Origin of the sequence: Mumia sp., from assembly GCF_028803055.1 — a bacterium.
GTDB lineage: Bacteria > Actinomycetota > Actinomycetes > Propionibacteriales > Nocardioidaceae > Mumia.
The window spans coordinates 1-24114 of record NZ_JARBCJ010000013.1; the positions used below are offsets into that span (position 1 = coordinate 1).

The 24114-nt window shown below is 69.1% G+C and carries 22 protein-coding genes and 2 tRNA genes; 11 read left to right on the top strand and 13 right to left on the bottom strand.

Going from position 1 to position 24114, the window contains the following annotated elements; translation table 11 throughout:
* The 8 genes from PV363_RS02575 to rpmH all read right to left on the bottom strand — a co-directional run.
* A partial coding sequence (locus PV363_RS02575) for a ParB/RepB/Spo0J family partition protein (protein WP_301021619.1) occupies positions 1 to 1103 on the bottom strand: 1103 nt, incomplete at its 3' end.
* The gene (locus PV363_RS02580; protein ID WP_220343691.1) at positions 1100 to 1966 is read right to left on the bottom strand and encodes an AAA family ATPase; all 867 of its coding nucleotides are present in this window, start codon (positions 1964 to 1966) and stop codon (positions 1100 to 1102) included. The genes PV363_RS02580 and PV363_RS02575, both read right to left, overlap by 4 nt.
* Before the next feature lie 257 nt (positions 1967 to 2223).
* A complete protein-coding gene (gene rsmG / locus PV363_RS02585) occupies positions 2224 to 2856 on the bottom strand; it encodes a 16S rRNA (guanine(527)-N(7))-methyltransferase RsmG (protein ID WP_220342750.1) in 633 nt (210 codons plus the stop codon).
* An 8-nt stretch (positions 2857 to 2864) separates the two neighbouring features.
* Positions 2865 to 3365 carry a R3H domain-containing nucleic acid-binding protein gene (locus PV363_RS02590; protein ID WP_220342751.1) on the bottom strand — a complete coding sequence of 167 codons (501 nt, stop codon included), beginning with the start codon at positions 3363 to 3365 and terminating at the stop codon, positions 2865 to 2867.
* Between the two features lie 32 nt (positions 3366 to 3397).
* Positions 3398 to 4417, bottom strand: coding sequence for a membrane protein insertase YidC (yidC, locus tag PV363_RS02595; RefSeq protein ID WP_220342752.1), 1020 nt, complete (start codon positions 4415 to 4417; stop codon positions 3398 to 3400).
* On the bottom strand, positions 4417 to 4674 hold the full coding sequence (gene yidD / locus PV363_RS02600; RefSeq protein WP_220342753.1) for a membrane protein insertion efficiency factor YidD: 258 nt from the start codon (positions 4672 to 4674) through the stop codon (positions 4417 to 4419). The genes yidC and yidD overlap by 1 nt, the downstream gene beginning before the upstream one ends.
* A complete protein-coding gene (gene rnpA / locus PV363_RS02605) occupies positions 4671 to 5045 on the bottom strand; it encodes a ribonuclease P protein component (RefSeq protein ID WP_220342754.1) in 375 nt (124 codons plus the stop codon). The genes yidD and rnpA overlap by 4 nt, the downstream gene beginning before the upstream one ends.
* A 17-nt stretch (positions 5046 to 5062) precedes the next feature.
* Complete coding sequence (gene rpmH / locus PV363_RS02610; RefSeq protein WP_220342755.1) at positions 5063 to 5200, bottom strand: 50S ribosomal protein L34; 138 nt, start codon at positions 5198 to 5200, stop codon at positions 5063 to 5065.
* A gap of 465 nt (positions 5201 to 5665) precedes the next feature.
* On the opposite strand from rpmH, the gene dnaA reads away from it, so the two are divergent.
* The 5 genes from dnaA to PV363_RS02635 all read left to right on the top strand — a co-directional run bounded on the left by dnaA (position 5666) and on the right by PV363_RS02635 (position 11601).
* Complete coding sequence (gene dnaA / locus PV363_RS02615) at positions 5666 to 7345, top strand: chromosomal replication initiator protein DnaA (RefSeq protein WP_220342756.1); 1680 nt, start codon at positions 5666 to 5668, stop codon at positions 7343 to 7345.
* Positions 7346 to 7811: 466 nt separating this feature from the next.
* Entirely contained in the window at positions 7812 to 8954 is a 1143-nt protein-coding gene (gene dnaN, locus PV363_RS02620) for a DNA polymerase III subunit beta (RefSeq protein ID WP_220342757.1), read from the top strand.
* Positions 8955 to 9012: 58 nt separating this feature from the next.
* Positions 9013 to 9888 carry a phosphogluconate dehydrogenase (NAD(+)-dependent, decarboxylating) gene (gene gnd, locus PV363_RS02625; RefSeq protein ID WP_301021620.1) on the top strand — a complete coding sequence of 292 codons (876 nt, stop codon included), beginning with the start codon at positions 9013 to 9015 and terminating at the stop codon, positions 9886 to 9888.
* An 11-nt stretch (positions 9889 to 9899) separates the two neighbouring features.
* Positions 9900 to 11042 carry a DNA replication/repair protein RecF gene (gene recF / locus PV363_RS02630; protein ID WP_220342759.1) on the top strand — a complete coding sequence of 381 codons (1143 nt, stop codon included), beginning with the start codon at positions 9900 to 9902 and terminating at the stop codon, positions 11040 to 11042.
* Positions 11035 to 11601 (top strand): DciA family protein, encoded by a 567-nt coding sequence (locus PV363_RS02635; protein ID WP_220342760.1) that lies wholly within the window; start codon positions 11035 to 11037, stop codon positions 11599 to 11601. The genes recF and PV363_RS02635 overlap by 8 nt, the downstream gene beginning before the upstream one ends.
* Positions 11602 to 11605: 4 nt before the next feature.
* Here the strand turns inward: PV363_RS02635 and PV363_RS02640 are convergent, their stop codons facing one another.
* Entirely contained in the window at positions 11606 to 12457 is an 852-nt protein-coding gene (locus PV363_RS02640; protein ID WP_220342761.1) for a phosphatase PAP2 family protein, read from the bottom strand.
* A 324-nt stretch (positions 12458 to 12781) separates the two neighbouring features.
* On the opposite strand from PV363_RS02640, the gene gyrB reads away from it, so the two are divergent.
* The 6 genes from gyrB to PV363_RS02670 all read left to right on the top strand — a co-directional run bounded on the left by gyrB (position 12782) and on the right by PV363_RS02670 (position 18972).
* Positions 12782 to 14845: a DNA topoisomerase (ATP-hydrolyzing) subunit B gene (gene gyrB, locus PV363_RS02645; protein WP_301021621.1), complete on the top strand. Its 2064-nt coding sequence runs from the start codon at positions 12782 to 12784 to the stop codon at positions 14843 to 14845.
* A gap of 62 nt (positions 14846 to 14907) precedes the next feature.
* A complete protein-coding gene (gene gyrA, locus PV363_RS02650) occupies positions 14908 to 17478 on the top strand; it encodes a DNA gyrase subunit A (RefSeq protein WP_220345689.1) in 2571 nt (856 codons plus the stop codon).
* 431 nt (positions 17479 to 17909) lie between these two features.
* Positions 17910 to 18557, top strand: coding sequence for a DUF3566 domain-containing protein (locus PV363_RS02655; RefSeq protein ID WP_301021622.1), 648 nt, complete (start codon positions 17910 to 17912; stop codon positions 18555 to 18557).
* Between the two features lie 88 nt (positions 18558 to 18645).
* Positions 18646 to 18720 (top strand) — tRNA-Ile (locus tag PV363_RS02660).
* A 27-nt stretch (positions 18721 to 18747) separates the two neighbouring features.
* Positions 18748 to 18867 carry a DLW-39 family protein gene (locus tag PV363_RS02665; RefSeq protein ID WP_301021623.1) on the top strand — a complete coding sequence of 40 codons (120 nt, stop codon included), beginning with the start codon at positions 18748 to 18750 and terminating at the stop codon, positions 18865 to 18867.
* A gap of 32 nt (positions 18868 to 18899) precedes the next feature.
* A tRNA-Ala gene (locus tag PV363_RS02670) sits at positions 18900 to 18972 on the top strand.
* Positions 18973 to 19026: 54 nt separating this feature from the next.
* Here PV363_RS02670 and PV363_RS02675 read toward each other — a convergent pair.
* From PV363_RS02675 to PV363_RS02690, 4 genes are read right to left on the bottom strand one after another with little or no spacing between them, the layout of a single operon-like run.
* Positions 19027 to 19797, bottom strand: coding sequence for a glutamine amidotransferase (locus PV363_RS02675; RefSeq protein WP_220345692.1), 771 nt, complete (start codon positions 19795 to 19797; stop codon positions 19027 to 19029).
* Positions 19794 to 20573 carry an SGNH/GDSL hydrolase family protein gene (locus PV363_RS02680; RefSeq protein ID WP_220342767.1) on the bottom strand — a complete coding sequence of 260 codons (780 nt, stop codon included), beginning with the start codon at positions 20571 to 20573 and terminating at the stop codon, positions 19794 to 19796. The genes PV363_RS02675 and PV363_RS02680 overlap by 4 nt, the downstream gene beginning before the upstream one ends.
* Before the next feature lie 25 nt (positions 20574 to 20598).
* The gene (locus PV363_RS02685; RefSeq protein ID WP_220342769.1) at positions 20599 to 21399 is read right to left on the bottom strand and encodes an alpha/beta hydrolase; all 801 of its coding nucleotides are present in this window, start codon (positions 21397 to 21399) and stop codon (positions 20599 to 20601) included.
* A 53-nt stretch (positions 21400 to 21452) separates the two neighbouring features.
* Positions 21453 to 24113 carry a dipeptide ABC transporter ATP-binding protein gene (locus PV363_RS02690; RefSeq protein WP_301021624.1) on the bottom strand — a complete coding sequence of 887 codons (2661 nt, stop codon included), beginning with the start codon at positions 24111 to 24113 and terminating at the stop codon, positions 21453 to 21455.
* Position 24114 lies beyond the last annotated feature (1 nt).

Genomic DNA, 24114 nt, shown 5'->3' on the forward strand with positions numbered 1-24114 from the left:
GAGGGTGCGTCCGGCGAGCCCGCTGCGATGTCTGCGGGGTCCATCAGGGTGACGATGCGCTCGAGGTCGTCGATCGAGGCGAACTCGACCGTGATCTTGCCCTTGGTCTTGCCCAGATCGACCTTCACCCGCGTGTCGAAGCGGTCCGCGAGGCGGTCGGCCAGATCGACCAGCTTCGGAGCGACCGGCCGGCGAGGCCGCTGGCGGGGTTCAGCGTCGGGCTCATCTCCTTCACCGAGCGCGACGAGCTCCTCCAACGCGCGGACCGAGAGACCTTCGGCCACCACCCTCTGCGCGAGCCGGTCCTGGCGGGCGGGATCGGTGACGGCGACGAGGGCACGCGCGTGGCCCGCGCTGATCACGCTGGCGGCAACTCGGCGCTGGACCGCCGGGCTCAACCGCAGGAGCCGCAGGGTGTTGCTGATCTGCGGTCGGGATCGGCCGATGCGTGTCGCCAGCTCGTCGTGCGTGCATCCGAAGTCATCCAGGAGCTGCCGGTAGGCCGCGGCCTCTTCGAGGGGGTTCAGCTCCGACCGGTGCAGGTTCTCCAGCAACGCGTCGCGCAGGAGGTCCTGGTCGGAGGTGTCCCGCACGATGGCGGGGATGACCTCGAGCCCGGCGGCCTTCGTCGCTCGCCAGCGGCGCTCGCCCATGACGAGCTCGAACGTCTCGTCGCCGACCGACCGGACGACGACCGGCTGAAGAAGCCCGACCTCTTGGATCGAGTGGACGAGCTCGGCCATCGCGTCTTCGTCGAAGACCTCGCGGGGCTGACGCGGGTTCGGGGCGACCTTGTCGACCGGGATCTCAGCGAAGTAGGCGCCAGCGACGGCTGTGAGGCCCTGCTCGGCACCGGAATCCGCACCGGCATCCTGTCTGGCGTCCAGACCCGCGTCGAGCCCGTCGGTGACGTGCGCGTCCTGGTGCCGTCCACCGGCGTCAGAGCTTGAGGCTGCCCGGGTATCCGCGTCGGGCTCCGTGGTCGGATCGGCGGTCAGTGTGGACGTTGCTGTCGGGGAAGCCGCCGTTTCACGTGAAACAGAGGGCGCCGTGGGGATCAAGGCACCGAGGCCTCGCCCGAGTCCGCGGCGTTGCTGGCTCATTCGTGTGCTCCTTGGTCGGCGCCTGCACGCGCTCCTGCGTCGGCGATCTCTCGGGCCGCCTCCAGGTAGGCCAGGGAACCCGGCGAGCTCGGGTCGTACGTGATGACAGTCTGCTGATAGCTGGGTGCTTCCGAGATCCTGACCGAGCGCGGAATGGCCGTCTTGAGCACCCGATCGCTGAAGTAGGCACGGACTTCGTCGGCGACACCCGCGCTCAGTCGCGTACGGGCGTCATACATTGTGAGGAGGATCGTGCTCAGGTTGAGCGCCGGGTTGAGCTGCTCCTGGACCATGTCCACCGTCTTCACCAGCTGACTGAGGCCCTCCAGTGCGTAGTACTCGCACTGGATCGGGATCATGACCTCGCGGGCTGCGACCAACGCGTTCACGGTCAGGAGACCCAGCGACGGCGGGCAGTCCACATAGACGTAGTCGTACGGCCGGCTCTTCTCCGCATCGGAAGCCAAGAACGCCTCGAGTGCTCGTCGCAGTCGGTTCTCGCGTGCCACCATCGGGACGAGCTCGATCTCCGCGCCCGCCAGCGCGATCGAGGCGGGGAGGACGTCAAGATTGTTGACGTCGGGACACGGCTGGATCAGGGACTCGATGCTTTGTCCGTCGACGAGGACCTCATAGACACCAGCGGTCTCCGCGTCGTGCTCGACCCGAAGCGCCGTGGAAGCGTTGCCCTGGGGGTCCAGGTCGATCACGAGGACGCGTTGACCGTGTGTCGCCATCGCAGCCGCCACATTGACCGTGGTGGTGGTCTTGCCGACGCCGCCCTTCTGGTTCGCGACGACGATCACGCGCGTCGCCGTAGGACGCGGCATCGGGTCGTGCTTCTCCGCCAGCTGCTGGCGCATCAGTGATGCGGCGACTTCTTGAGCGAGCGGCGTGTCGGCGGCGATGTCACCGCCGTGCGCGAGGTCGGACGCGCGTGGGAACGCCGGGGGACGGTCAGTGTCGTTCACGCGGGCCACTCCTCGTGGTTCGTCTTGGTTTCACGTGAAACCGGGGGTTGCTGCCAGCCAACCGGGCCGCGCGTGAGGTCTGCCGGGAGCGGGTTGACCTTGGAACTGATCCACGGATAGCCCAACCCGGACGCAATCTTGTCCTGCATTCAGCCCACCTTGTCGATCATCACCATCGTCGTGGGAGTGTCGACGACTCCCTCACCGTACGTGGTGACTCGCGCATTTGTCCCCTTCGCCGCGCGGACTGTGGACTGTGCCTCACGGATCTCCTCAGCAGCCGACGATCCCTTGATCGCCCACATCTGGCCGCCCGGTCGGACCAGTGGCAGCGACCACCTGGCCAGCTTGTCGAGAGCCGCCACCGCGCGAGACGTCACGATGTCGTACTGCGTACGGACGTCCTCAGCGCGAGAACGAAGAACTGTCACGTTGTCCACACCGAGGTCGGAGGCGACCTCCTCGAGGAAGCTCGTCCGGCGAAGGAGCGGCTCGATGAGCGTCATCGCGACGTCGGGCCGGGCGATCGCCCAGACCATGCCCGGCAGCCCTGCCCCGCTCCCGATGTCGGCGACGCTGGCGCCGGCGGGGAGAGCGGGCGCGACCACACCGCAGTTGAGGATGTGGCGCTCCCAAAGACGCGGAACCTCCCGTGGGCCGATCAGACCGCGGACGACACCGGCGTCAGAGAGCATGTCGACATAGGCAGACACCACCTCGACGCGGTCACCGAAGATGATCCGGGCCGCGTCGGGGGGCGATGTTCCACGTGAAACATCCATCTGCACCGTCAGTCAGCCAGGATGACGACGCGTCGCTCGGGCTCCTCGCCCTCGGACTCGCTCACGAGCCCTGCGGCCGCCACGGCGTCGTGCACGACCTTGCGCTCGAACGGCGACATCGGCGCGAGCCGTGCCGGCTCGCCAGACTCCCGCACCGAAGCGATCGCCGACTCCGCAATCTGCTGCAGCTCCTCGCGGCGCTTCGCGCGGAATCCCTCGACGTCGAGCATCAGACGGCTGCGCTCGCCAGTCTCACGCAGTACGGCCAGCCGAACCAGCTCCTGGAGGGCCTCGAGGACCTCTCCATCCCGTCCGACGAGCATCCCCAGGTCTCCCCCGACGATGGAGACGGAAGCCCGATTGCCTTCAACGTCCATGTCCAGGTCGCCGTCGAGATCGGCGATGTCGAGGAGCTCCTCAAGGAAGTCGGCTGCGATGTCGCCCTCGTTCTCGAGACGCTCGAGCCGCTTGCTTCGCGACGGCTCGTCACCCGTCGGGTCGGTCGCCATGTCCACTGCTTCGGTCTCTCGCGACGTGTCTGTCACGACGTCACACCTCCCTGCCCGGACTCTTCGCCCGGCGCACTCTCGTCACCCCGCGAAGCGTCGCCCGGACGGCTCTCGCCGCGGGGACCGCTTCCCTTCTTGCGCTGCTCGCGCGACTGCTTCTTCGGCTGCTGGCGCCGCGGACCCGGCTTCTCCTCGGCGACGGGAGCCTCGGGCTCGACCTCGACAACCTTGCCGCGCTTGGTGTCGCGCTGCTGCTTGGCCTCGAAGGCCGGGGTGCCCGGAGCCGGGTTGTTGCGGATCACATAGAACTGCTGGCCCATCGTCCACGCGTTCGAGGTCGTCCAGTAGATGAGAACGCCGACGGGGAACGCGACACCGCTGATCGCGAAGACAAAGGGAAGGACGTAGAGGAGGAGCTTCTGCTGCTGGGCGTACGGGCCGGTGAGCGCATCCGCAGGCATGTTCTTGGACATCAGCTGACGCTGAGTGAGGAACGTCGATGCGGTCATCAGCACGACGAGCACCGCGCAGACGATCTTGACGTGCACGCTGTCGTCGGTGAAACGGCTCGCGATCTGGACGCCCAGGAAGGTCGCCTCGCGGATGGAGTCGGCCTGATCCTGACTCAGAACGCCGTACGTCTTGCCGCCGGCCGCGCCGTTGATCACCCGGAACAACGCGAAGAAGATCGGCATCTGCAGGATCAGCGGCAGGCACGACGCGAACGGGTTCGTCTTGGCCTCGCGGAACAGCTTCATCTGCTCCTGGGCCATGCGCTCCCGGTCGTGCCCGTACTTCTTCTGGAGCTCGCGGATCTTGGGCTGCAAGATCTGCATGTTGCGGCTGGCCTTGATCTGCTTGACGAACAGCGGGATCAAGAGCATCCGGATCGTCACGGTGAGCCCGATGATGGACAGCGCCCAGGTCCACCCCGAGTCCGTGTCCATGCCGATCTTGGTGAACAACCAGTGCCAACCCACCATGATCGCGGAGACCGGGTAGTAGAGCACCTGCATGATGGCGTCGAAGAAGTCGCCGATGGCGGAGAACATCAAACCCCTCGGGATGGAGTCGCGGATGATCCGGCGGATGCGGATCGTGGGGGAACGGGATCGTAGCCACCGGCCGCCCAAGGATGGCAACGGGCGACACGTCGGGCAGCCATCCAGCTGCCTCGAAGTGCGCCGTGCTCCTCGACCGCGGTGAGTGCGTAGGCCGAGCAGGAAGGATAGTACCGGCAGACCTGCCCGTACATCGGACTGATCGCGAAGCGGTAGGCCTTCAGGAGGGCAACGAGTACGGGCTTCATGACGGGGCCACCGGCGTCGAGGAGGCGGAAGCGCCCGACAGCCTGCCGAAAGCCTTGTCGACGTCCGAACCGAGCTCGGCGCTCGACTTCCGGGCAGAGGCCGGCAGTGCCCGGAGGACGAGGTCGGTGCCTCCGGGGATGTCGGCGAGACGAGCAGCGACGACTCCCCGCAGGCGCCGCTTGACCGTGTTGCGGGTCACTGCGTCGCCGACCTGCTTGCCGACCACGAATGCCACGCGCACCGGCTCCTGAGGAGAACGAGCCCCGAAACGAACGTGGGCGAGGACCGTGCGGGATCCCGCACGACGTCCTCGCCTCATCGTTGTTCGGATGTCGTCGCTCGTACGGAGTCGGTGCCGCGAGCTCAGCACCGGACTACCAGCACGGCTCAGGCCGACAGACGCTCGCGGCCCTTGCGGCGACGGTCCGCCAGGATCGCGCGGCCGGCGCGGGTGCGCATACGCAGGCGGAAGCCATGCTTGCGCGCGCGGCGGCGGTTGTTCGGCTGGAAGGTGCGCTTGGTCACGGGAGTGCTCCCCATCGTGTCTCGGACCGCAACGCTCGCGGTCATCGGGTACTGGGCGTCAGAGATGTGCCGGTTCGACGGCCACCGCCCGCCCACGTAGGTGGACAGTGACTGTCCGTACGTAGGCATGCGGCAGGTGTCGATACGGTCGACCTCACCACGGTACGCGGTCCCTCCACAGCGGGTCAAACCGGCCTACACCCGTGACCACCCCCACGTCCAGGGGCCACGCCGGAACCCCGGGTTGCGGGATGTCCTGGACCCTGTGGACAATCGGGTGTCGGTGACTCTCTCGGGCTGTTAGCGTCCCGGGGACCACCGGTATCCACAGGGTACGTCGCGACCCACGGATACCCAGAAAGCGCTGAGATGACGGGGATCTCAGCGCTGGGACCAGTAAGTCCACACATTGTGGATAACTATGTGGACGCCTGTTCCGTCACGGAGCCGGAGATTGGGGCCAACATGGACGATGAGCAACAGCCCGGCAGCACTGATCGGCTCGACGGCGCCACTCTGCACCAACGGTGGAACGCGATCACCGAGGTGCTCCCGGTCACGACGCGGGCGTGGGTGACCAGCTCGGTGCCCATCACGCTCCACGAGAACACCCTGCTCGTCGGCGTACCCAACGACTTCACCCGCACGCAGATGGAGGCCCGTCTGCGCCCCCAGCTCGAGCAGGCGCTGTCCGACTCGTTCGGCCGGCCGATCCGGATCGCCGTGACGGTCGACCCGAACGTCCTCCCTGCAGGCAACCGGTTCGACGAGAACGACTCGGAGCCCGACATCGATTTGTCGACAAGTCGAGAAGGCGATCCGGAGTCCGACAGGGTGGGGTCGGCCGACAGGGTCACCGGGGACGGCCAGTTCGGCGGCCACAGCACTCACGGCGGTCCACGCTCCTCAGCGCCCCCGTACCGCGACCAGTCCTATGACCGAGACCTGGCTCGCGACCGAGACCTGGCTCGTGACGAGCCGCAACGACGTGAACCTCCCCACCGAGAGCCTGCCCCGGCCGACGACGACCCGACCCGCGGCGCGACGCCGGCCTTCGTCCCGACGACGAGCCGTGCCCGCCCGCCGCAGCACGTCCGCGCAGCAGAGACCCGCCTCAACCCGCGCTACCACTTCGAGAACTTCGTGATCGGCTCCTCCAACCGGTTCGCGCACGCGGCCGCCGTCGCTGTCGCCGAGGCGCCGGGACGCGCCTACAACCCGCTGATGATCTATGGCGAGTCCGGCCTGGGCAAGACTCACCTCCTGCACGCCATCGGCCACTACGTGCGCAGCCTCTATGCCAACGCCCGGGTGCGCTACGTCAGCACCGAGGAGTTCACCAACGACTTCATCAACGCCATCCGTGACGACCGGATGCCCGCGTTGCAGCGTCGCTACCGAGACACCGACGTCCTTCTCATCGACGACATCCAGTTCCTCGAGGGCAAGATCCAGACCCAGGAAGAGTTCTTCCACACCTTCAACACGCTCCACGGGTCCAACAAGCAGATCGTCATCACCTCCGACCGTCCTCCGCGTGGTCTCGAGTCCCTCGAGGACCGCCTCCGCAGCCGGTTCGAGTGGGGTCTGACGACGGACGTCCAGCCTCCGGACCTCGAGACGCGCATCGCGATCCTGAGCAAGAAGGCAGAGATCGAGAAGCTCACCGTCCCGCCCGAGGTCCTGGAGTTCATCGCGAGCCGGATCCAGACCAACATCCGTGAGCTCGAGGGTGCCCTGATCCGCGCCACGGCGTTCGCCAGCCTCAACCACCAGGCCGTCGACCTGACGCTCGCGGAGATCGTGCTCAAGGACCTGATCCCCGACGGGGGTGAGCCGGAGATCACGGCGGGCCTGATCATCGCTCAGACCTCGGCCTACCTCGAGTACTCGATCGAGGAGCTCTGCGGGGCCAGTCGGTCCCGCGGCCTCGTCCAGGCGCGACAGATCGCGATGTACCTCTGCCGAGAGCTGACCGAGCTCTCGCTCCCCAAGATCGGCCAGCACTTCGGTGGGCGCGACCACACGACCGTCATGCACGCCGACCGCAAGATCCGCACGCTGATGGCGGAGCGCCGCACCGTCTTCAACCACGTCACGGAGCTCACCAACCGCATCAAGCAGCAGGCTCGCCAGGCTGGCTGAGTGCCTCGAGGACGCTTGCATCTTGCGGACAAGGGCCGGTACGACACCTCGTACCGGCCCTTTTTTGGGTTATTTCCAGTACCCACATCTGGGGATACCCCTGGGGATAAACCCGTTGTTCTGTCCACAGGCGGCACGTGAGCGGTGTGCGACCTGGGGATCCCTCAACCATCGTCCACGGGCCCGCACAGCTCGTACGGCCGTCGTCCACAACGTCCGCGCAGGCCAACCTCGCTGCTGACCTGCAGGGATGACAGTTGTCCACGTTGTGCACACCCCCTACGACTAACACGAGAAGAACAATCTCCCCTCGTTCGTTCGAAGTCATCCACAGCCCAGACCTGGGGATGACGAATCACAAGATCCCTGAGTAGTCGCCCGAGCCGGAGCCGTGGCAGGATTCCAGGAAACATGTCATTCCCCGGCCGCAGTCGCGGCCGACCCACCCGTCCGGAGGCACATCGCTGTGAAGTTCCGCATCGACCGCGACGCCTTGGCCGACGCAGTGGCCTGGACGGCACGGAGCCTGCCGACTCGTCCGACCGTCCCGGTGCTCGCCGGGATCATGGTCGAGAGCACCGACGGCGGCATCGCGCTGTCGGGATTCGACTACGAGACCTCGGCCCGCTCGACCGTCGACGCGGACGTCGCCGACGACGGACGCGCCCTGGTCTCCGGTCGGCTCCTCGCCGACATCTGCAAGTCCCTGCCGTCGCGTCCCGTCGACGTGGCGGTCGATGGCACGAAGGTCTCGGTCGTGTGCGGCAGCAGCCGTTTCAGCCTCCAGACGATGCCGGTGGAGGACTACCCGCAGCTTCCTGCGATGCCGACGTCGTCGGGCACGGTCAGCTCGGACGACTTCGCGACCGCCGTCGCACAGGCCGTCGCCGCGGCCGGCCGCGACGACGTCCTCCAGCTCCTCACCGGCGTCCGGATCGAGCTCGAGGGCTCGTCGATCTCGCTGCTCGCGACCGACCGCTTCCGAGCCAGCCTCCGCGAGCTCTCATGGTTCCCGGAGAACCCCGACACCTCCGCGACCGCGGTGGTGCCGGCCCGCTCGCTCTCCGACATCGCGAAGTCGTTCACCTCCGGCGGCGAGCTGACGATGGCGGTCGCGACCGGAGAGCAGGGCCCCGGCCTCATCGGGTTCGAGGGCTCGACGATCTCCGGCACACGACGCACCACCACCCGGATGCTCGAGGGCGAGTTCCCCAAGGTCCGCCAGCTGTTCGCTGCCAATGCTCAGACGGTCGCCTTCGTCGACCGCCAGGAGCTCATCGACGCCGTCCGCCGCGTGTCGCTGGTCGCCGAGCGCAACACGCCGGTCCGGTTGACGTTCTCCGACAACCAGGTCCTGCTCGAGTCGGGCAGCGGCGACGACGCTCAGGCACAGGAGACGCTCGAGGCGCGGGTGGAGGGCGACGACATCGTGGTCGGCTTCAACCCGACGTTCCTGCTCGAGGGACTCCTGGTGATGACCGAGCCCGCCGTCCACCTGGCCTTCACCCAGGCCAGCCGCCCCGCGACGCTCGCCGGCGTGCAGGAGCTGGGCGGGGAGCCCAACATGTCCTTCAGGTACCTCATCATGCCGATGCGCCTGCCTGGCTGATCGCCTCCACGGACCCCTTCTCCGCAGGATCCCGCTCGACACGACTCCAAGGAGTGCCATGGACATCGGACTGGTCGGTCTCGGCAAGATGGGTGGCAACATGCGTGAGCGCATGCGCCGGTCTGGGATCGAGGTCGTCGGGTACGACCGCAACCCGCAGCTCGGTGACGTCGCCTCGCTGGGCGCGCTCGTCGACGCCCTGCCGTCGCCGCGGGTGGTCTGGGTCATGGTCCCCGCGGGCGACCCGACGCACGAGACGGTCGCTCAGCTCCGCGACCTGCTCGGCGAGGGCGACGTGGTCGTCGACGGTGGCAACTCCCGCTGGACCGACGACCTCCGCCACGCCGCGGAGCTGGCCGAGAAGGGGATCGGCTTCGTCGACTGTGGCGTGAGCGGCGGCGTGTGGGGTCTCGAGGAGGGGTACGCCCTCATGGTCGGCGGCTCTCCCGACGACATCGCCAAGGTGGCACCGGCCTTCGAGGCGCTGCGGCCGAGCCCCACCACGGGCTACGTCCGCGCCGGCGGTGTGGGCGCCGGTCACTTCGCCAAGATGGTCCACAACGGCATCGAGTACGCGATGATGCAGGCCTACGCCGAGGGCTACGAGCTGCTCGACAAGGTCGACCTCGTCGAGGACGTCACCGAGGTGTTCGCGTCGTGGCGCGAGGGGACGGTGGTCCGCTCGTGGCTGCTCGACCTGCTCGTCAAGGCGTTGGAGGACGACCCCGGTCTCACCAACATCCGTGGCTACGCCGAGGACTCCGGCGAGGGACGCTGGACCGTCGAGGCCGCCATCGACAACGCGGTGCCGACGCCGGCGATCGCCGCCTCGTTGTTCGCACGGTTCGTCTCGCGACAGGACGACTCCCCTTCGATGAAGGCGGTCGCCGCGATGCGCAACCAGTTCGGCGGACACGCGGTGAAGTCGGAGTAGCCGGCCACACTGTGCACGTCACCCACCTCTCGCTCCACGACTTCCGCTCCTACCCCGAGCTCGAGCTCCCTCTCGAACCCGGTGCCAGCGCGTTCATCGGCGCCAACGGACAGGGCAAGACCAACCTGGTCGAGGCCATCGACTATCTGGCGACGCTCGGCTCTCACCGCGTCGCCGCCGACGCTCCGTTGGTCCGTGTCGGCGCCGAGCGCGCGGTCGTGCGAGCGTCGGTCGTCCGGGACGACCGGTCGGCTCTCCTCGAGATCGAGATCACCCCGGGCCGCTCCAACCGGGCTCGGGTCAACCGCGGTCCCCTCCCTCGCCCACGCGACCTCCTCGGCTGGCTCCGCTCGGTGGTCTTCTCCCCTGAGGACCTCCGCCTGGTCAAAGGAGACCCGAGCGACCGGCGGCAGTTCCTCGACGCGCTCCTCGTGCTCCGATCGCCGCGCTTCGCCGGGGTGCGGGCCGACTACGACCGCGCGCTGCGCCAGCGCAACTCCCTGCTCAAGAGCGCGCGCCGTTCCGGACACGGCCGCGGTCTCGAGACGCTCGACGTCTGGGACGACCAGCTCGCGACGTACGGCGGTGAGCTCCTCGCCGCTCGCCTCGCCCTGCTCGACGAGCTGGCTCCGTACCTGGGAGAGGCCTACCGCGACGTCGCCGCGTCGGCCGCGGCCGAGCGTACGACCGCGGCCGCCGCGTACAAGCCGTCCTTCGAGCTGCCGGACACCCGCGACCGTGAGGTGCTGCGGGTCGCCATGTCGGAGCAGATGCGCGAGCGGCGACGCGACGAGATCGAGCGCGGTGTGAGCCTGGTCGGACCCCACCGCGACGACGTCGTGCTGTCGCTGGGCGACCTGCCGGCGAAGGGATACGCCAGCCACGGGGAGTCGTGGTCGTACGCCCTCGCGCTGCGCCTCGCGTCGTACGACCTGTTGCGCGCCGACGGCGACGATCCGATCCTGATCCTCGACGACGTGTTCGCCGAGCTCGACCGCGACCGGCGCTCTCATCTCGCGGCACGGGTCACCGGTGCCGAGCAGGTGCTGGTGACGGCGGCCGTCGCCGACGACGTGCCGGTGGGCCTGCGTGGGCATCGCTACGAGGTGGCGTCGGGCAAGGTGGTTCCGGTGGAGGGGACGACGGATGGCTGACGACGACGAGGCGGAGCGCACCGCCACGGGTGGCGGTGCCGAGACGCCGGGCGGCGAGGAGCACCAGGCCGACGGCATCGAGCTGGCCCGGAGCATCGCGCGCGCCTACCGTTCCGTCGGCCCCGCAGCACCGCGAGGCGGCCGCGGAGGTCCACGCCGCCGGCCGCGTCGCCCGCCGAGCGCGTCGGGTGCGCACCCCGACGACCGGGACCCTCAGCTGCTCGAGTCGACCCTCGACCGGTTGGTCAGCGAGCACGGGTGGGACACCGAGGTCGCCGTCCACGGGCTGTTCGGACGGTGGGCGGAGATCGTCGGTGCGGAGATCGCCGAGCACTGTCGCCCCGACCGGTACGAGGACGGCCAGCTCTGGGTCCAGGCCGACTCGACGGCGTGGGCGACACAGCTGCGGCTGCTCGCCCCGAACGTCGTGGGCAGGCTCAACGAGCGCCTCGGGCACGGCACCGTCGTCCGCATCAACGTCCGCGGTCCGCAGGGACCGAGCTGGGGCAAGGGCGCGCTGCGGGTCCGCGGGCGCGGCCCGCGCGACACGTACGGGTGAGGCCTCAGCGGGCGAAGACCGACGAGATCCTGGCGAAGACGGCGATCGACAAGGCCGTCGCGACGCCGATCAGCGCCATCACGAGCGCGGCCGGAGCGACGCCCGACCAGCCGCCGTACGGGCGCACGCCGAGGCCGAGGAGGACGGCGCCCGCCACGGCCGCCCCGACCAGCGCGAAGAACAGCGAGCCGACGGTCGTCCCCGACGACGGCCCGGCCCTGCGCAGCGCCAGCACGAGAACGACCGCCGCCCCCCAGAACAGACCGACAGCCAGCGCCGCGAGCACGTCGGAGGGCCGGTGCCAGCCGGCGACCACGGTGGAGACCCCGGTGAGGACGATCGCTCCGGTGCCGACGAGCACGACGAGCCCACGGAGGGCCAGCGGTGCGACGAGCAAAGCGGCTACCACCAGCGAGACCGCGGCTGTGGTGTGGCCGCTCGGCAGGCTGTTCACGTGCCATCCGTAGCCGTGGTCCGGGCGGTCGAGAACGACCCGCTTGAGCACCTGGGTCGTGATGTTGGCAGCTGCCACGACGGCGACGGCCCCCACGGCCGCGGCGAACCGCTGCCTCAGCGCGGCCATCGAGACGAGCACCACGATGGCCGTCGCCATCGTGCCGATCGACAGGTATCCCAGCACGGAGAGGAGCTGGTCGAGGGCGTCGCGACGGGCGTAGACGGCGTCCATCGCCGCCTGGTCGACGCGCTGGCCCTCGCGGGCGTCGAGGAGATAGGACACGGTGACGACGAGGGCGCCGAACGAGAGCGTGAGCAGGCAGAGAGCGGCGGCGACCGTCTTCGCGCGCCCTGGTGCGCGCCCTGCAGAAGGGGCACGCGAGATCGTCGGCGATGCCATGAGACCAACCTTGCCTCATCGGTCAACCGGGGACGACACCCGTCACCCTCCTTCGGATGCCGTGAGCGGCTCTGAGCGTGCGCGAGGAGGGCCGGGGCGGATGGGGGCCATCGTTCGTGGGGTGTTGATCGGCCACACCCGCCGTCTGCGGCCTCTCAGGGCACATCGGGCGGGCGGGCCGACCCCGATCCCGCACCGAGGATGCTCGTACGACGCCTTGTACCGGCTACACTAGAGAGGTTGCGTTCCTGCCTCTCGCGCGAGAGGCGAGCCGTGAGTGCCGGGACGTCTGCGAGTCCACGACAACAAGGAGGCCACCCGCCTGTGAGCGAGTCGATCCGTACCCCCGAGACCGGCCCTGCACCTACGGGATCCTCCTACGACGCCGCGGACATCCAGGTCCTCGAGGGCCTCGATGCCGTCCGCAAGCGCCCGGGCATGTACATCGGCTCCACCGGTGAGCGCGGTCTGCACCACCTCGTCCAAGAGGTCGTCGACAACTCCGTCGACGAGGCCATGGCCGGCTACTGCGACACGATCGACGTCACGCTGCTCGCCGACGGCGGCGTGAAGGTCGTCGACAACGGTCGTGGCATCCCGGTGAAGGACCACCCGGTGGAGAAGATCCCCACCTTGACGCTGGTCCTGACCTCCCTGCACGCCGGCGGCAAGTTCGGTGGCGGCGGATACAAGGTGTCCGGGGGTCTGCACGGCGTCGGTGTCTCCGTGGTCAACGCCCTCTCGACCAAGCTGTTCGCCGAGGTCAAGCGTGAGGGCTACGTCTGGAGGCAGTCCTTCAGCTACGGGGTGCCGGACCAGCCGCTCGAGCGTGGCGAGGAGACCGACGAGACCGGGACGACGATCACGTTCTACGCCAGCGACAAGATCTTCGAGACCACCGACTACTCGTTCGAGACGATCGCGACCCGCTTCCGGGAGATGGCGTTCCTCAACAAGGGTCTGGAGATCCGCGTCCGCGACGAGCGAGCGGCGGCCGGTGACGTCGCCGACGCGCTGCAGAGCGCCGAGGCAGGTGGCGAGATCGCGCCCGAGGACAGCGCGACGGGCGGGAGCTCCGAGGGCCTCATGGAGCGCCGCTTCCGCTATGACGACGGCCTCATCGACTACGTCCGCCACATCAACACCGGCAACCGGAGCCCGCTCAACCGCGAGGTCATCGCCTTCGAGTCGGAGAACCCCGACGTTGGTCTCAGCCTCGAGATCGCGATGCAGTGGAACGTCAGCTTCTCGGAGTCGGTCCACACCTTCGCCAACGCGATCAACACCCATGAGGGCGGCACCCACGAGGAGGGCTTCCGGTCGGCGTTGACCTACACGGTCAACAAGTTCGCCGAGGACCAGGGCCTCATCAAGAAGCGGGAGGACCGCCTCTCCGGTGACGACATCCGCGAGGGCCTCACGGCGATCATCTCGGTGAAGCTCTCCGAGCCGCAGTTCGAGGGTCAGACCAAGACCAAGCTGGGCAACACCGAGGCCCGCTCGTACGTCCAGACGGTGACCAACGACCGCCTCGGCGCGTGGTTCGAGCAGAATCCCGCCGAGGGCAAGGTGATCGTCCGCAAGAGCATCGACGCGGCGACGGCACGGATGGCGGCACGGCGCGCCCGAGACCTGGCCCGCAACCGCAAGAGCCTCCTCGGCGGAGCCGGACTGCCGGGCAAGCTGGCCGACTGCTCCTCGCGCAACCCCGAGGAGTGCGAGCTGTTCGTGGTGGAGGGCAACTCCGCCGGCGGCTCGGCCAAGGGTGGCCGTGACCCGCGGATCCAGGCGATCCTGCCGCTGCGCGGCAAGATCCTCAACGTCGAGAAGGCGCGGATCGACAAGATCCTCCAGAACGCCGAGGTCCAGGCGATCATCTCCGCCCTCGGCACCGGTGTCACCGACGACTTCGACATCGACAAGCTCCGCTACCACAAGATCGTGCTGATGGCGGACGCCGACGTGGACGGCCAGCACATCTCGACGCTGCTGCTCACGCTGCTGTTCCGCTTCATGAAGCCCTTGATCGACGGTGGCTACGTCTATCTCGCGCAGCCGCCCCTGTTCAAGATCAAGTGGTCCAACTCGCCCGCCGAGCTGGCCTACTCCGACCGCGAGCGCGACGCGCTGCTCGAGGCCGGCAAGCAGGCGGGCAAGCGTCTCCCCAAGGAGGCGCCGGTCCAGCGCTACAAGGGTCTGGGCGAGATGAACGACCACGAGCTGTGGGAGACCACGATGGACCCGTCTCAGCGGATCCTGCGCCAGGTGACGCTCGACGACGCCGCCAACGCCGACGAGATCTTCACCGTGCTGATGGGCGAGGACGTCGAGCAGCGGCGTGCGTTCATCCAGCGCAACGCCAAGGACGTCCGGTTCCTCGACATCTGAGCGGCGCCGCCGCCACCGTTTCACGTGAATCCACAGACTGACCCGTACGAAGGAACGCTTTCGTGACAGAGACACCCACGCCGCCGCCGGAGCGGATCGAGCGCGTCGAGCTGCAGACCGAGATGCAGCGGTCCTACATCGACTACGCCATGAGCGTCATCGTCGCTCGTGCGCTGCCCGACGTCCGGGACGGCCTCAAGCCGGTGCACCGGCGCGTGCTCTACGCGATGTACGACGGCGGATACCGTCCCGACCGGGGCTTCAGCAAGTGCTCGCGCATCGTCGGCGACGTCATGGGTCAGTACCACCCGCACGGTGACACCGCGATCTACGACACCCTCGTACGCCTGGCCCAGCCGTGGGTGCTGCGCTATCCGATGGTCGCCGGCCAGGGCAACTTCGGGTCGCCGGGCAACGACGACGCCGCGGCGATGCGCTACACCGAGTGCCGGCTGGCGCCGATCGCGATGGAGATGGTGCGCGACATCGAGAAGGAGACCGTCGACTTCACGCCCAACTACGACGGGCGCTCGCTCGAGCCGACGGTCCTTCCGGCGCGGATCCCCAACCTGCTCGTCAACGGGTCGGCCGGGATCGCGGTCGGCATGGCGACCAACATCCCACCGCACAACCTGCGCGAGGTGGCGGCGGGTGCGATCTGGGCCCTCGAGCACCCGGACGCGACGCGCGAGGAGCTCCTCGAGGCGCTGATGGAGCGCATCAAGGGCCCCGACTTCCCCACGCACGCGATGATCGTCGGCACCAAGGGCATCGAGGACGTCTATCGCACCGGTCGCGGGTCGGTCCCGATGCGGGCTGTGGTCGACATCGAAGAGGACTCCAAGGGCAAGATCTCCCTGGTCGTCAAGGAGCTCCCCTACCAGGTCAACCCCGACAACCTGCTCACCAAGATCGCCGAGCTCGTGAACTCGGGCCGTGTGCAAGGCATCTCCGACGTCCGTGACGAGTCGAGCTCGCGGGTCGGGCGCCGACTGGTCATCGAGCTCCGTCGTGACGCGGTCGCCCGGGTGGTGCTCAACAACCTCTACAAGCACACGGAGCTGCAGAGCAACTTCTCCGCCAACATGCTCGCGCTGGTCGACGAGGTGCCGCGCACGCTGACCCTCGACCAGTTCATCAGCAACTGGATCGACCACCAGGTCGAGGTCATCCGGCGGCGCACCGAGTACCTCCTCCGCAAGGCCGAGGAGCGTGCCCACGTCCTTCGTGGCCTGGGCAAGGCGCTCGACATGCTCGACGAGGTCATCGCGCTGATCCGTGCCAGCCAGACCACCGAGGACGCCAGCGCCGGCCTGATCGGCCTGCTCGACATCGACGACATCCAGGCTCGCGCCATCCTCGACATGCAGCTCCGCCGGCTGGCGGCCCTCGAGCGCCAGAAGATCATCGACGAGCTCGCCGAGATCGAGGCCGAGATCGCCGACTACAAGGACATCCTCGCCAACGTCCTTCGTCAGCGTTCCATCGTGGCCGAGGAGCTCACGGCCATCGTCGACAAGTACGGCGACGAGCGCCGTAGCCGCATCATCCCCGCCGACGGCGACCTGTCGGTCGAAGACCTGATCCCTGACGAGGACGTCGTCGTCACGATCACGCGCGGCGGCTACGTGAAGCGGACCAAGACCGACCTCTACCGCGTCCAGAAGCGCGGCGGCAAGGGTGTCCGCGGCGCGACGCTCCGCGGCGACGATGTCGTCGACCACCTCTTCTCGACCACGACCCACCAGTGGATCCTGTTCTTCACCACCGCGGGTCGCGTCTACCGGGCCAAGGCCTACCAGCTCCCGGAGGCCGGACGGGACGCCAAGGGCGGGCACGTCGCCGGGCTCCTCCAGTTCCAGCCCGACGAGCAGATCGCGCAGGTGCTGGCGATCCGCGACTACGACCAGTCCCCGTACCTCGTCCTCGCGACCAAGCACGGCCTGGTCAAGAAGACGCGGCTCGCCGACTACAACAGCCCGCGGCAGGCCGGCGTCATCGCCATCAACTTCCGTGACCCCGACGACGAGCTCGTCGGCGCCGAGCTGGTGAGCCCCGACGACGACCTGGTGCTCTTCTCGCGGCGGGCGCAGTCCATCCGGTTCACCGCCGACGACGAAGCCCTGCGGCCGATGGGCCGCGCGACGTCGGGTGTCACCGGCATGAAGTTCCGCGACAGCGACGAGCTGTTGTCGATGTCGGTCATCCGCTCGGGCACCGACGAGGGCGCGCAGTTCGTGTTCACGGCGACCAACGGGGGCTACGCCAAGAAGACCCCGGTCGAGCAGTACCGCCTCCAGGGTCGGGGCGGGCTCGGCATCAAGGCCATGAAGCTCCAGGACGAGCGCGGCTCCCTCGTGGGCGCTCTGGTGGTCGATGACGACGACGAGATCATCGCCATCAAGGCCAGCGGACAGGTCACCCGGTCCCGTGTGGCTGACGTCACGAGGACAGGACGTGACACGATGGGCGTGAAGTTCGTCGGGGTGAGGGGCGACGACGAGGTGGTGGCCCTCACTCGCAACGAGGAGAACACCGCACTGTTGGATACTGTCGAGGAGTCCGACGCCGAGGAGCCGGTCGAGGCAACGGAGCCTGTGACCAGCACCCCCGACGCCCAGGAGGAAGCATGACGGACCGCGAGCCGAACCCTTCGGCTCCCCAGCGGCCGCGGCCGAGCGCGCCCGAGAGCGGCACCGCCAACGGCGGTCCGCGGCGCCCCGCTCAGCCCACGCCGGGAAGCCTGAACGGGGGAAGCCAGGCGCCACGGCCCGCCAGCACGCCGCCGGCGGCGTCCAGTCCACCTCCCCCCGCCCCTCCCTCTCCGTCGAAGCCCGCTGCTCCGGCATCCACCACACCCGACGGGGCCGGTGCGCCCAGCCGCAACGGGCAGGGGCAGGGGCAGGGCATGCAGCCGCAGCGCCCGCCACTGGCAGGACGACGTCCGCAGCCCGCGCCGGCCCAGCAGGCACCGGCTCAGCCTTCACCGACCCAGCAGGCACCGACAGCTACGTCACGCCCTGAGCCGCGTCCGCAGCAGTCCGCCCCCCAGGGCGGACCCACCGTGACCGGCCCGACCACCCAGCCGTCTGCGCCGAAGCCGACGCCCGACGGCGTCACGAGGCCGACGACGCCGTCCCCGTCAGCGAAGCAGGCAGCGACCAAGGCGCCCGTGCCGACTGCCGGATCGATCGCCGAGTCCGAGACCACGACCGTCGAGGCACCGACCGCGCGGCAGACCGCCGTCTCCGGGGTCCCCGCGAGCACGGACGCCGCGGGCAAGCAGCGTCGTCCCAAGCCGTACGAGGAGTCTCCGCGCGAGCCGAAGAAGGCGCCGACCGGACCGACCCGCAAGGCACGCCTGCGGGTGCACCGGGTGGACCCGTGGTCGGTGATGAAGATGTCCTTCGCGCTGGCCATCGCGCTGGGCATCGTCACGGTCGTCGCCGTCACCCTTGTCTGGGCCGTGCTCGGCGCCGCAGGTGTCTGGGACGCCATCAACTCGAGCGTCGCGACCGTGCTCAACGACAACGCCGACGCGTTCGACATCGGTGAGTACGTCGGGTTCGGCCGCATCATCGGTCTGACGATCCTCATCGCGGCCATCGACGTCGTTCTCATCACCGCGCTCGCGACCGTCGGCGCGTTCCTCTACAACCTCGCCGCGCAGCTGCTCGGCGGGTTCGAGGTGACGCTCGCCGAGGACGACTGATCGCACGCCTGGTCGGGACGGACCCCGGTTTTGGCCGGCGACCGACCACCAGGTAAAGTCTCCGACGGTTCACCGCTTCGGAGACCGAGGGCCTATAGCTCAGCTTGGTTAGAGCGCTTCCCTGATAAGGAAGAGGTCACAGGTTCAAGTCCTGTTAGGCCCACTCGACCCCCACCCAGAGGAGTGTCTGATGAAGAAGCTCGTGATCGCCGCCGTCGCCGCTGCAGGTCTCTTCGTAGTGGTGAACCGGAAGAAGAAGGCCGGCCGCAACGAGCAGCAGCTCTGGGCCGAGGCCACCGACAAGGTCTGACCGGCTGCCGGACGCGACGCGTCCGCGCCACCGGGGCTGTGGCGCAATTGGTAGCGCACCTGCTTTGCAAGCAGGGGGTTAGGGGTTCGAGTCCCCTCAGCTCCACGCATGAACACACGTACGGCCCGACCGAGGCTTCGGTCGGGCCGTACGCGTCTGTCAGTGCCGCCGTGCCCCGGCCGGGGTCCGGCTCTGCTCGCGCTCCTGGGCCACGGCCACGAAGCGGCGTACGACGGTCGGCGGGTCGACCACGACGCTCGCTCGTGCCATGTCCTGGAGGGCGTCGTGCTCCGGAGGGTCGTAGTAGCCGTGGTGCTGGTACGTCGTGATGCGGGTGCACAGTCCTTCGACGTCGAGCTCGGGGTGGAACTGCGTGGCGTAGACGTGCCGACCCACCCGGAACGCCTGGACCGGGCACTGCGGTGACGACGCCAGCACGACGGCCGTCGGAGGCAGGGTGCTGATGGCCTCCTTGTGACCGACGAACGCCGTGAAGGTCTCGGGCAGCGCACCGAAGACCGGATCGTCGCGACCCGCCTCGGTCAGGGTCACCGGGACGCTGCTGATCGGCTCCCCGAACCGTCGGTCGACGGTCGCGCCCTGGTGGGTGCCGAGGACCCCGATCCCGTAGCACGCGCCGAGGAACGGCACGTCCTTGTCGACGACGTCGTCGAGGAGCTCAGCCAGCTCCGCCTCGACCCTGCGCTGGACGCTCGACTTGGTCTCCGGAGGGTCGCTGGCGTTGAACGGGCCGCCGCCGAGGATGAAGCCGGCGTAGTCGTCGATCGCCACGCCGTCGAGCGACGTCGTCTCCATCCGGACGCGGTGCAGGGTCTCCTCGGTGAGCCCTCCGAACCGGAGGAACGCGGCGTACTCCTCGTCGGCGGCATCGTCGTCGGCGCGGATGCTGAGGAGCAGGAACGGTCTCACGTGGTCGAGGGTACCGGCGCCAGGTCGGGGCGCTTGGCCGTGCGCCCGTCGCCGGACGAGCGGCCCGTCAGCCGCCGGCCGAGCCACGGGCGTACGTGGGTCCCGTACCAGGCCACCTCCGTGCCGAGCCGTTGCCGTGGGGTCCGGGGCTCCGGCGGCGGCAGGGGTTCGCGCCACGACGGGTCGGCGTCGGGCAGGTCGGCAGCGGCGGCCATCGCACGCGCCAGCAGCACATGGCCGTCGGGATTGAGGTGGAGCCTGTCCTCGGCCCAGATCCGTGGATCGCCGGCGGCCGGCACGGTGGTGATGTCGAGCAGCGTGGCGCCGCGCCGCGCCGCGACCGTCCGTAGGCCACGGTTGAGCGCCACGACGCGGCCCCGGACCGCTCGTCCCACCGGGGATACGGCCGCGAGGTCGGGGAAGGTCATGAGGAGCACGGTGGCACCGCCACGACGCAGCGCGGCGGTCATCGCGTCGACGTGCCCGACCACCACCTCGGCCGAGAACCGCGGGCGGATCAGGTCGTTCATGCCGACCAGGACGCTCGCCAGATCCGGCGCCAGCGTCAGCGCGGGCGCAAGCTGCTCGTGGTGGACCTCGCGCGCGCCCTTGCCGCGGACGGCGAGGTTGGCGTAGGCCACGCCCGGCTCGGCGTCGGCGAGGAGCGCGGCGAAGCGGTCGGCCCAGCCGCGCGGGGTGCCGTCGGCGTACGGCTCGTCGCCGATGCCTTCGGTAGTGCTGTCGCCGAGCGCGACGAAGCGCCGATAGGTCGTCATGCGTCAAGCCTAGGCAACGCCGCTTCTAGACATGAGCGAGGGCGAACGCCGTCGTCGTGGCGAGCACCTCGTCCTGGTTCGTCTCGTTGAAGATCTCGTGCCGCGCGCCGGGATAGGTCACGTCGGTGAAGTCGTCGCCCTTGATGCGCTCGATGCCCTCACGCGTGGGGCCGATCGGGACGATCGCGTCGTCCTCGCCGTGCATCCACAGCGTCGGGAGAGACCCCAGCCGAGGACCCTCGCCGATACGCGCCAGCTCGAGACGCACAGCGATGAGCGTCTCGCGTCGGAACCGTCCGTGCCAGACCAGCGGGTCGGCGGCGTACGCCTCCCCGACGCCAGGATCACGCGAGAGCGTCGACGGATCGATCGGGAGGTCGGGGATCTCGGCACGCTCGGCCAGCTTCAACACTCTCCACGAGCCGAGGACGGGGCCCGACAGGATCAGCGCAGCCAGCTCGTCACCGAACCGCTGGCCGTAGCGTGCGGCGATCATGCCGCCCATCGAGTGTCCGATCATCACGACGGGCAGTCCCGGGTGTTCCGTGCGTGCCTGCTCCACGACTCCGTGGAGATCGGCGATCACCGGACCGAAGTCCGGGATCAGGACCCTCTCCCCGTCCGACGCGCCGTGCCCGAGGTGGTCCGGGCCGACGACCAGCGCGCCGTCGTCCACCAGGCGCTGCGCCACGTGCTGATAGCGGCCGAGGTGCTCGGCGTACCCGTGGACGAGGACGGCGATCCACCGAGGTGCCTCCGGGGCCCAGCGATGGACGACCAGCGGCGCGAGGTGTCCTTCGTACGAGGTGGTGGTCGGCGCAGTCATGGAGCGAGGATCGCAGCGTCCCTCCCTCTCAGCAACCACGCCGACCCCCGGCGTCACTCCACGTCGCTGAGCAGACTTCCCCGCGCCTCACGACGACGACGCTGCTCGGCCGGGTCCGGCACCGGCACGGCGGCGATGAGCTTCCTCGTGTAGTCCTCCTTCGGCGACTGGAGGACGTCCTGCCGCAGCCCTTCCTCGACGATGCGTCCCTGCCGCATCACCGCGACCCGGTTCGACAGTGCGTCGACGACCGCCAGGTCGTGGCTGATGAAGAGGCAGGCGAACTGCAGCTCGCGCTGGAGCTCGGAGAACAGGTCGAGCACCTTGGCCTGCACCGACACGTCGAGCGCCGACGTCGGCTCGTCGGCGATCAGCAGGTCCGGGTCGAGGGCCAGGGCGCGCGCGAGGCTGACGCGCTGACGCTGCCCGCCCGAGAGCTCGTGCGGGTAGCGACCGGCGTACGACGCCGAGAGCTGGACCCGGTCGAGGAGCGCCGCGACCTTGGCCCGCTGATCGGCGGCGGAGAGGTCGCTCTGCACCTTGAGAGGCTCGGCGACGCACTCGCTGATCGTCATCTGAGGGTTGAGCGAGGCGGCAGGGTCCTGGAAGACGAACCCGAAGCGCGCTCGGTGCGGGCGCAGCCGACGGTCGGACAGCGTGGTGATGTCCTCCTCGCCGATGAGCACGGCACCCTCGGTCACCTTCTGGAGTCCCACGGCCACCCGGCCGAGGGTGGACTTGCCGCTGCCCGACTCGCCGACCAGGCCGAGCACCTCCCCACGACGCACCACGAGATCGACGCCGTCGACCGCACGGAACGCCGGCTGGCCCAGACGCCCCGCGAACTCGACGGTCACGCCCTGCAGCGACAGCACCGGCGGCGCTGTGTCGGGCACCACGGGGGCACCCGCGCCCTGCCCGAGGTGAGGGACGGCGTCCAGCAACCGACGGGTGTACGGGTGACGCGGTGCCGTGAACAGCCGGTCCACCGGGGCCTGCTCGACGATCTCGCCGCGATACATCACCACGGCACGGTCGGCCACGTCCGCGACGACGCCCATGTTGTGCGTGATGAGGACGATCGCCGTGCCGAGCCGGTCACGGAGGTCCAGCAGCAGCTGGATGATCGCGGCCTGGACCGTCACGTCGAGGGCCGTCGTGGGCTCGTCGGCGATGATGACGTCCGGCTCGAGCGCGATCGCCATCGCGATCATGACGCGCTGCTTCTGCCCGCCGGACAGCTGGTGCGGGTAGTAGTCGACGCGGTGCTCGGGGTCGGGGAGCCCGACCATCTCCAGCAGCTCGACGGCGCGCGCCCGCGCCGCCTTCTTGGAGATGTCGCGGTGGGCGCGGATCATCTCGACGATCTGCCAGCCCACCGTGTAGACGGGGTCCAGGGCCGTACCCGGCTCCTGGAAGATCATCGACACCTGGTTGCCCCTGACGGCCCGGAGCCGACGCTCCGACATCCCGTTGAGCTCGCGCGAGTCGCTGTCACCGGTCCGCAGGAGCGCCGAGCCGGACACCTCCGCGGTGGCCGGCAGCAGGCCCAGGACGGCGCGGGACGTGACGGACTTGCCGGAGCCGGACTCGCCGACGACCGCGACGACCTCCCCCGGTGCGACGTCGAAGCTGACGCCCTTGACCGCGTTCACCGGAGCGGCACCGGTGTGGAAGGTGACGGCCAGGTCGGTCAGGCTCAGCGTCGAGACCCGGCGCACGTCGGCGTCGAGCGCGGCGGCTTCCTGGGCGACCTCCTCGTCGAGGCCGGACTCCGCGACCGCCTCCTCGTACTCGGCGCTGATCTCCTCCTCGTCGGAGGTGGTGGTGTCACCACCGCGGGCCTTGAGGAGCGGGTTGAGGACGTCGTTGAGGCTCTCCCCCACGAGAGTCACGCCGAGCACCATCAAGACGATCGCCATGCCCGGGAAGATGCCGGTCCACCAGATGCCGTTCGTCGCGTCCGACATCGCCTTGTTGAGGTCGTAGCCCCACTCGGCGGCCGACGACGGCTCGATGCCGAAGCCGAGGAATCCGAGGGCGGCGAGCGTGAGGATGGCCTCCGACGCGTTGAGGGTCGCGATCACCGGCACCGACTGGCGGACGTTGGCCAGGATGTGGCGGAACAGGATGCGGGGGGTGCTGGTGCCGACGACGCGGGCGGCGTCGACGTACGGCTCGACCTTGACCGCGAGCGTCGCGTTGCGCACCACCCGGAAGTACTGCGGGATGAAGACGACGGTGAGTGCGATCGCCGCGGCGAGCACGCCGCCGACGACCCCGGAGGAGCCACCGCCGACCACGATCGCGACGACGATGGCCAGCAGCAGCGACGGGAACGCATACAGCGCGTCCATCACGAGCACCAGCACTCGGTCGACCGGCCCGGAGAGGAAGCCCGACAGGAGGCCCAGCGGGACACCGATGACGAGCGAGAACACGACCGCGAGGACGATCACGACGACCGCGGTGCGGGCCCCGTAGATCACCCGCGAGAGGACGTCCTGGCCGCCGACGTTGGTGCCCCACCAGTGCTCGGCCGAGGGCGGCTGCTGCGTGCCGAACGGCACGCCGTCGACGCGGGTCTCGTTGAAGCCGTACGGCGCCAGCCAGGGAGCGAAGACGGCGAGAAGGAGGAAGACCGTCACGAGGGCGAGGCCGGCGACGAGCATGCCGCGCTGGAGGCCGTGGGTGGACTTGAGCAGAGAGATCATC

Bases quoted from the DNA above. Each gene is read 5' to 3' on its own strand.
- PV363_RS02635 (WP_220342760.1), top strand. From the start codon at position 11,035: ATGGCTGACGACGACGAGGCGGAGCGCACCGCCACGGGTGGCGGTGCC.
- PV363_RS02640 (WP_220342761.1), bottom strand. From the start codon at position 12,457: ATGGCATCGCCGACGATCTCGCGTGCCCCTTCTGCAGGGCGCGCACCA.
- yidD (WP_220342753.1), bottom strand. From the start codon at position 4,674: ATGAAGCCCGTACTCGTTGCCCTCCTGAAGGCCTACCGCTTCGCGATC.
- PV363_RS02665 (WP_301021623.1), top strand. From the start codon at position 18,748: ATGAAGAAGCTCGTGATCGCCGCCGTCGCCGCTGCAGGTCTCTTCGTA.
- PV363_RS02690 (WP_301021624.1), bottom strand. From the start codon at position 24,113: ATGATCTCTCTGCTCAAGTCCACCCACGGCCTCCAGCGCGGCATGCTC.
- PV363_RS02685 (WP_220342769.1), bottom strand. From the start codon at position 21,399: ATGACTGCGCCGACCACCACCTCGTACGAAGGACACCTCGCGCCGCTG.
- gnd (WP_301021620.1), top strand. From the start codon at position 9,013: ATGGACATCGGACTGGTCGGTCTCGGCAAGATGGGTGGCAACATGCGT.
- rsmG (WP_220342750.1), bottom strand. From the start codon at position 2,856: ATGGATGTTTCACGTGGAACATCGCCCCCCGACGCGGCCCGGATCATC.
- PV363_RS02580 (WP_220343691.1), bottom strand. From the start codon at position 1,966: ATGCGCCAGCAGCTGGCGGAGAAGCACGACCCGATGCCGCGTCCTACG.
- PV363_RS02680 (WP_220342767.1), bottom strand. From the start codon at position 20,573: ATGACGACCTATCGGCGCTTCGTCGCGCTCGGCGACAGCACTACCGAA.
- dnaA (WP_220342756.1), top strand. From the start codon at position 5,666: ATGGACGATGAGCAACAGCCCGGCAGCACTGATCGGCTCGACGGCGCC.
- yidC (WP_220342752.1), bottom strand. From the start codon at position 4,417: ATGTTCTCCGCCATCGGCGACTTCTTCGACGCCATCATGCAGGTGCTC.
- PV363_RS02590 (WP_220342751.1), bottom strand. From the start codon at position 3,365: ATGGCGACCGACCCGACGGGTGACGAGCCGTCGCGAAGCAAGCGGCTC.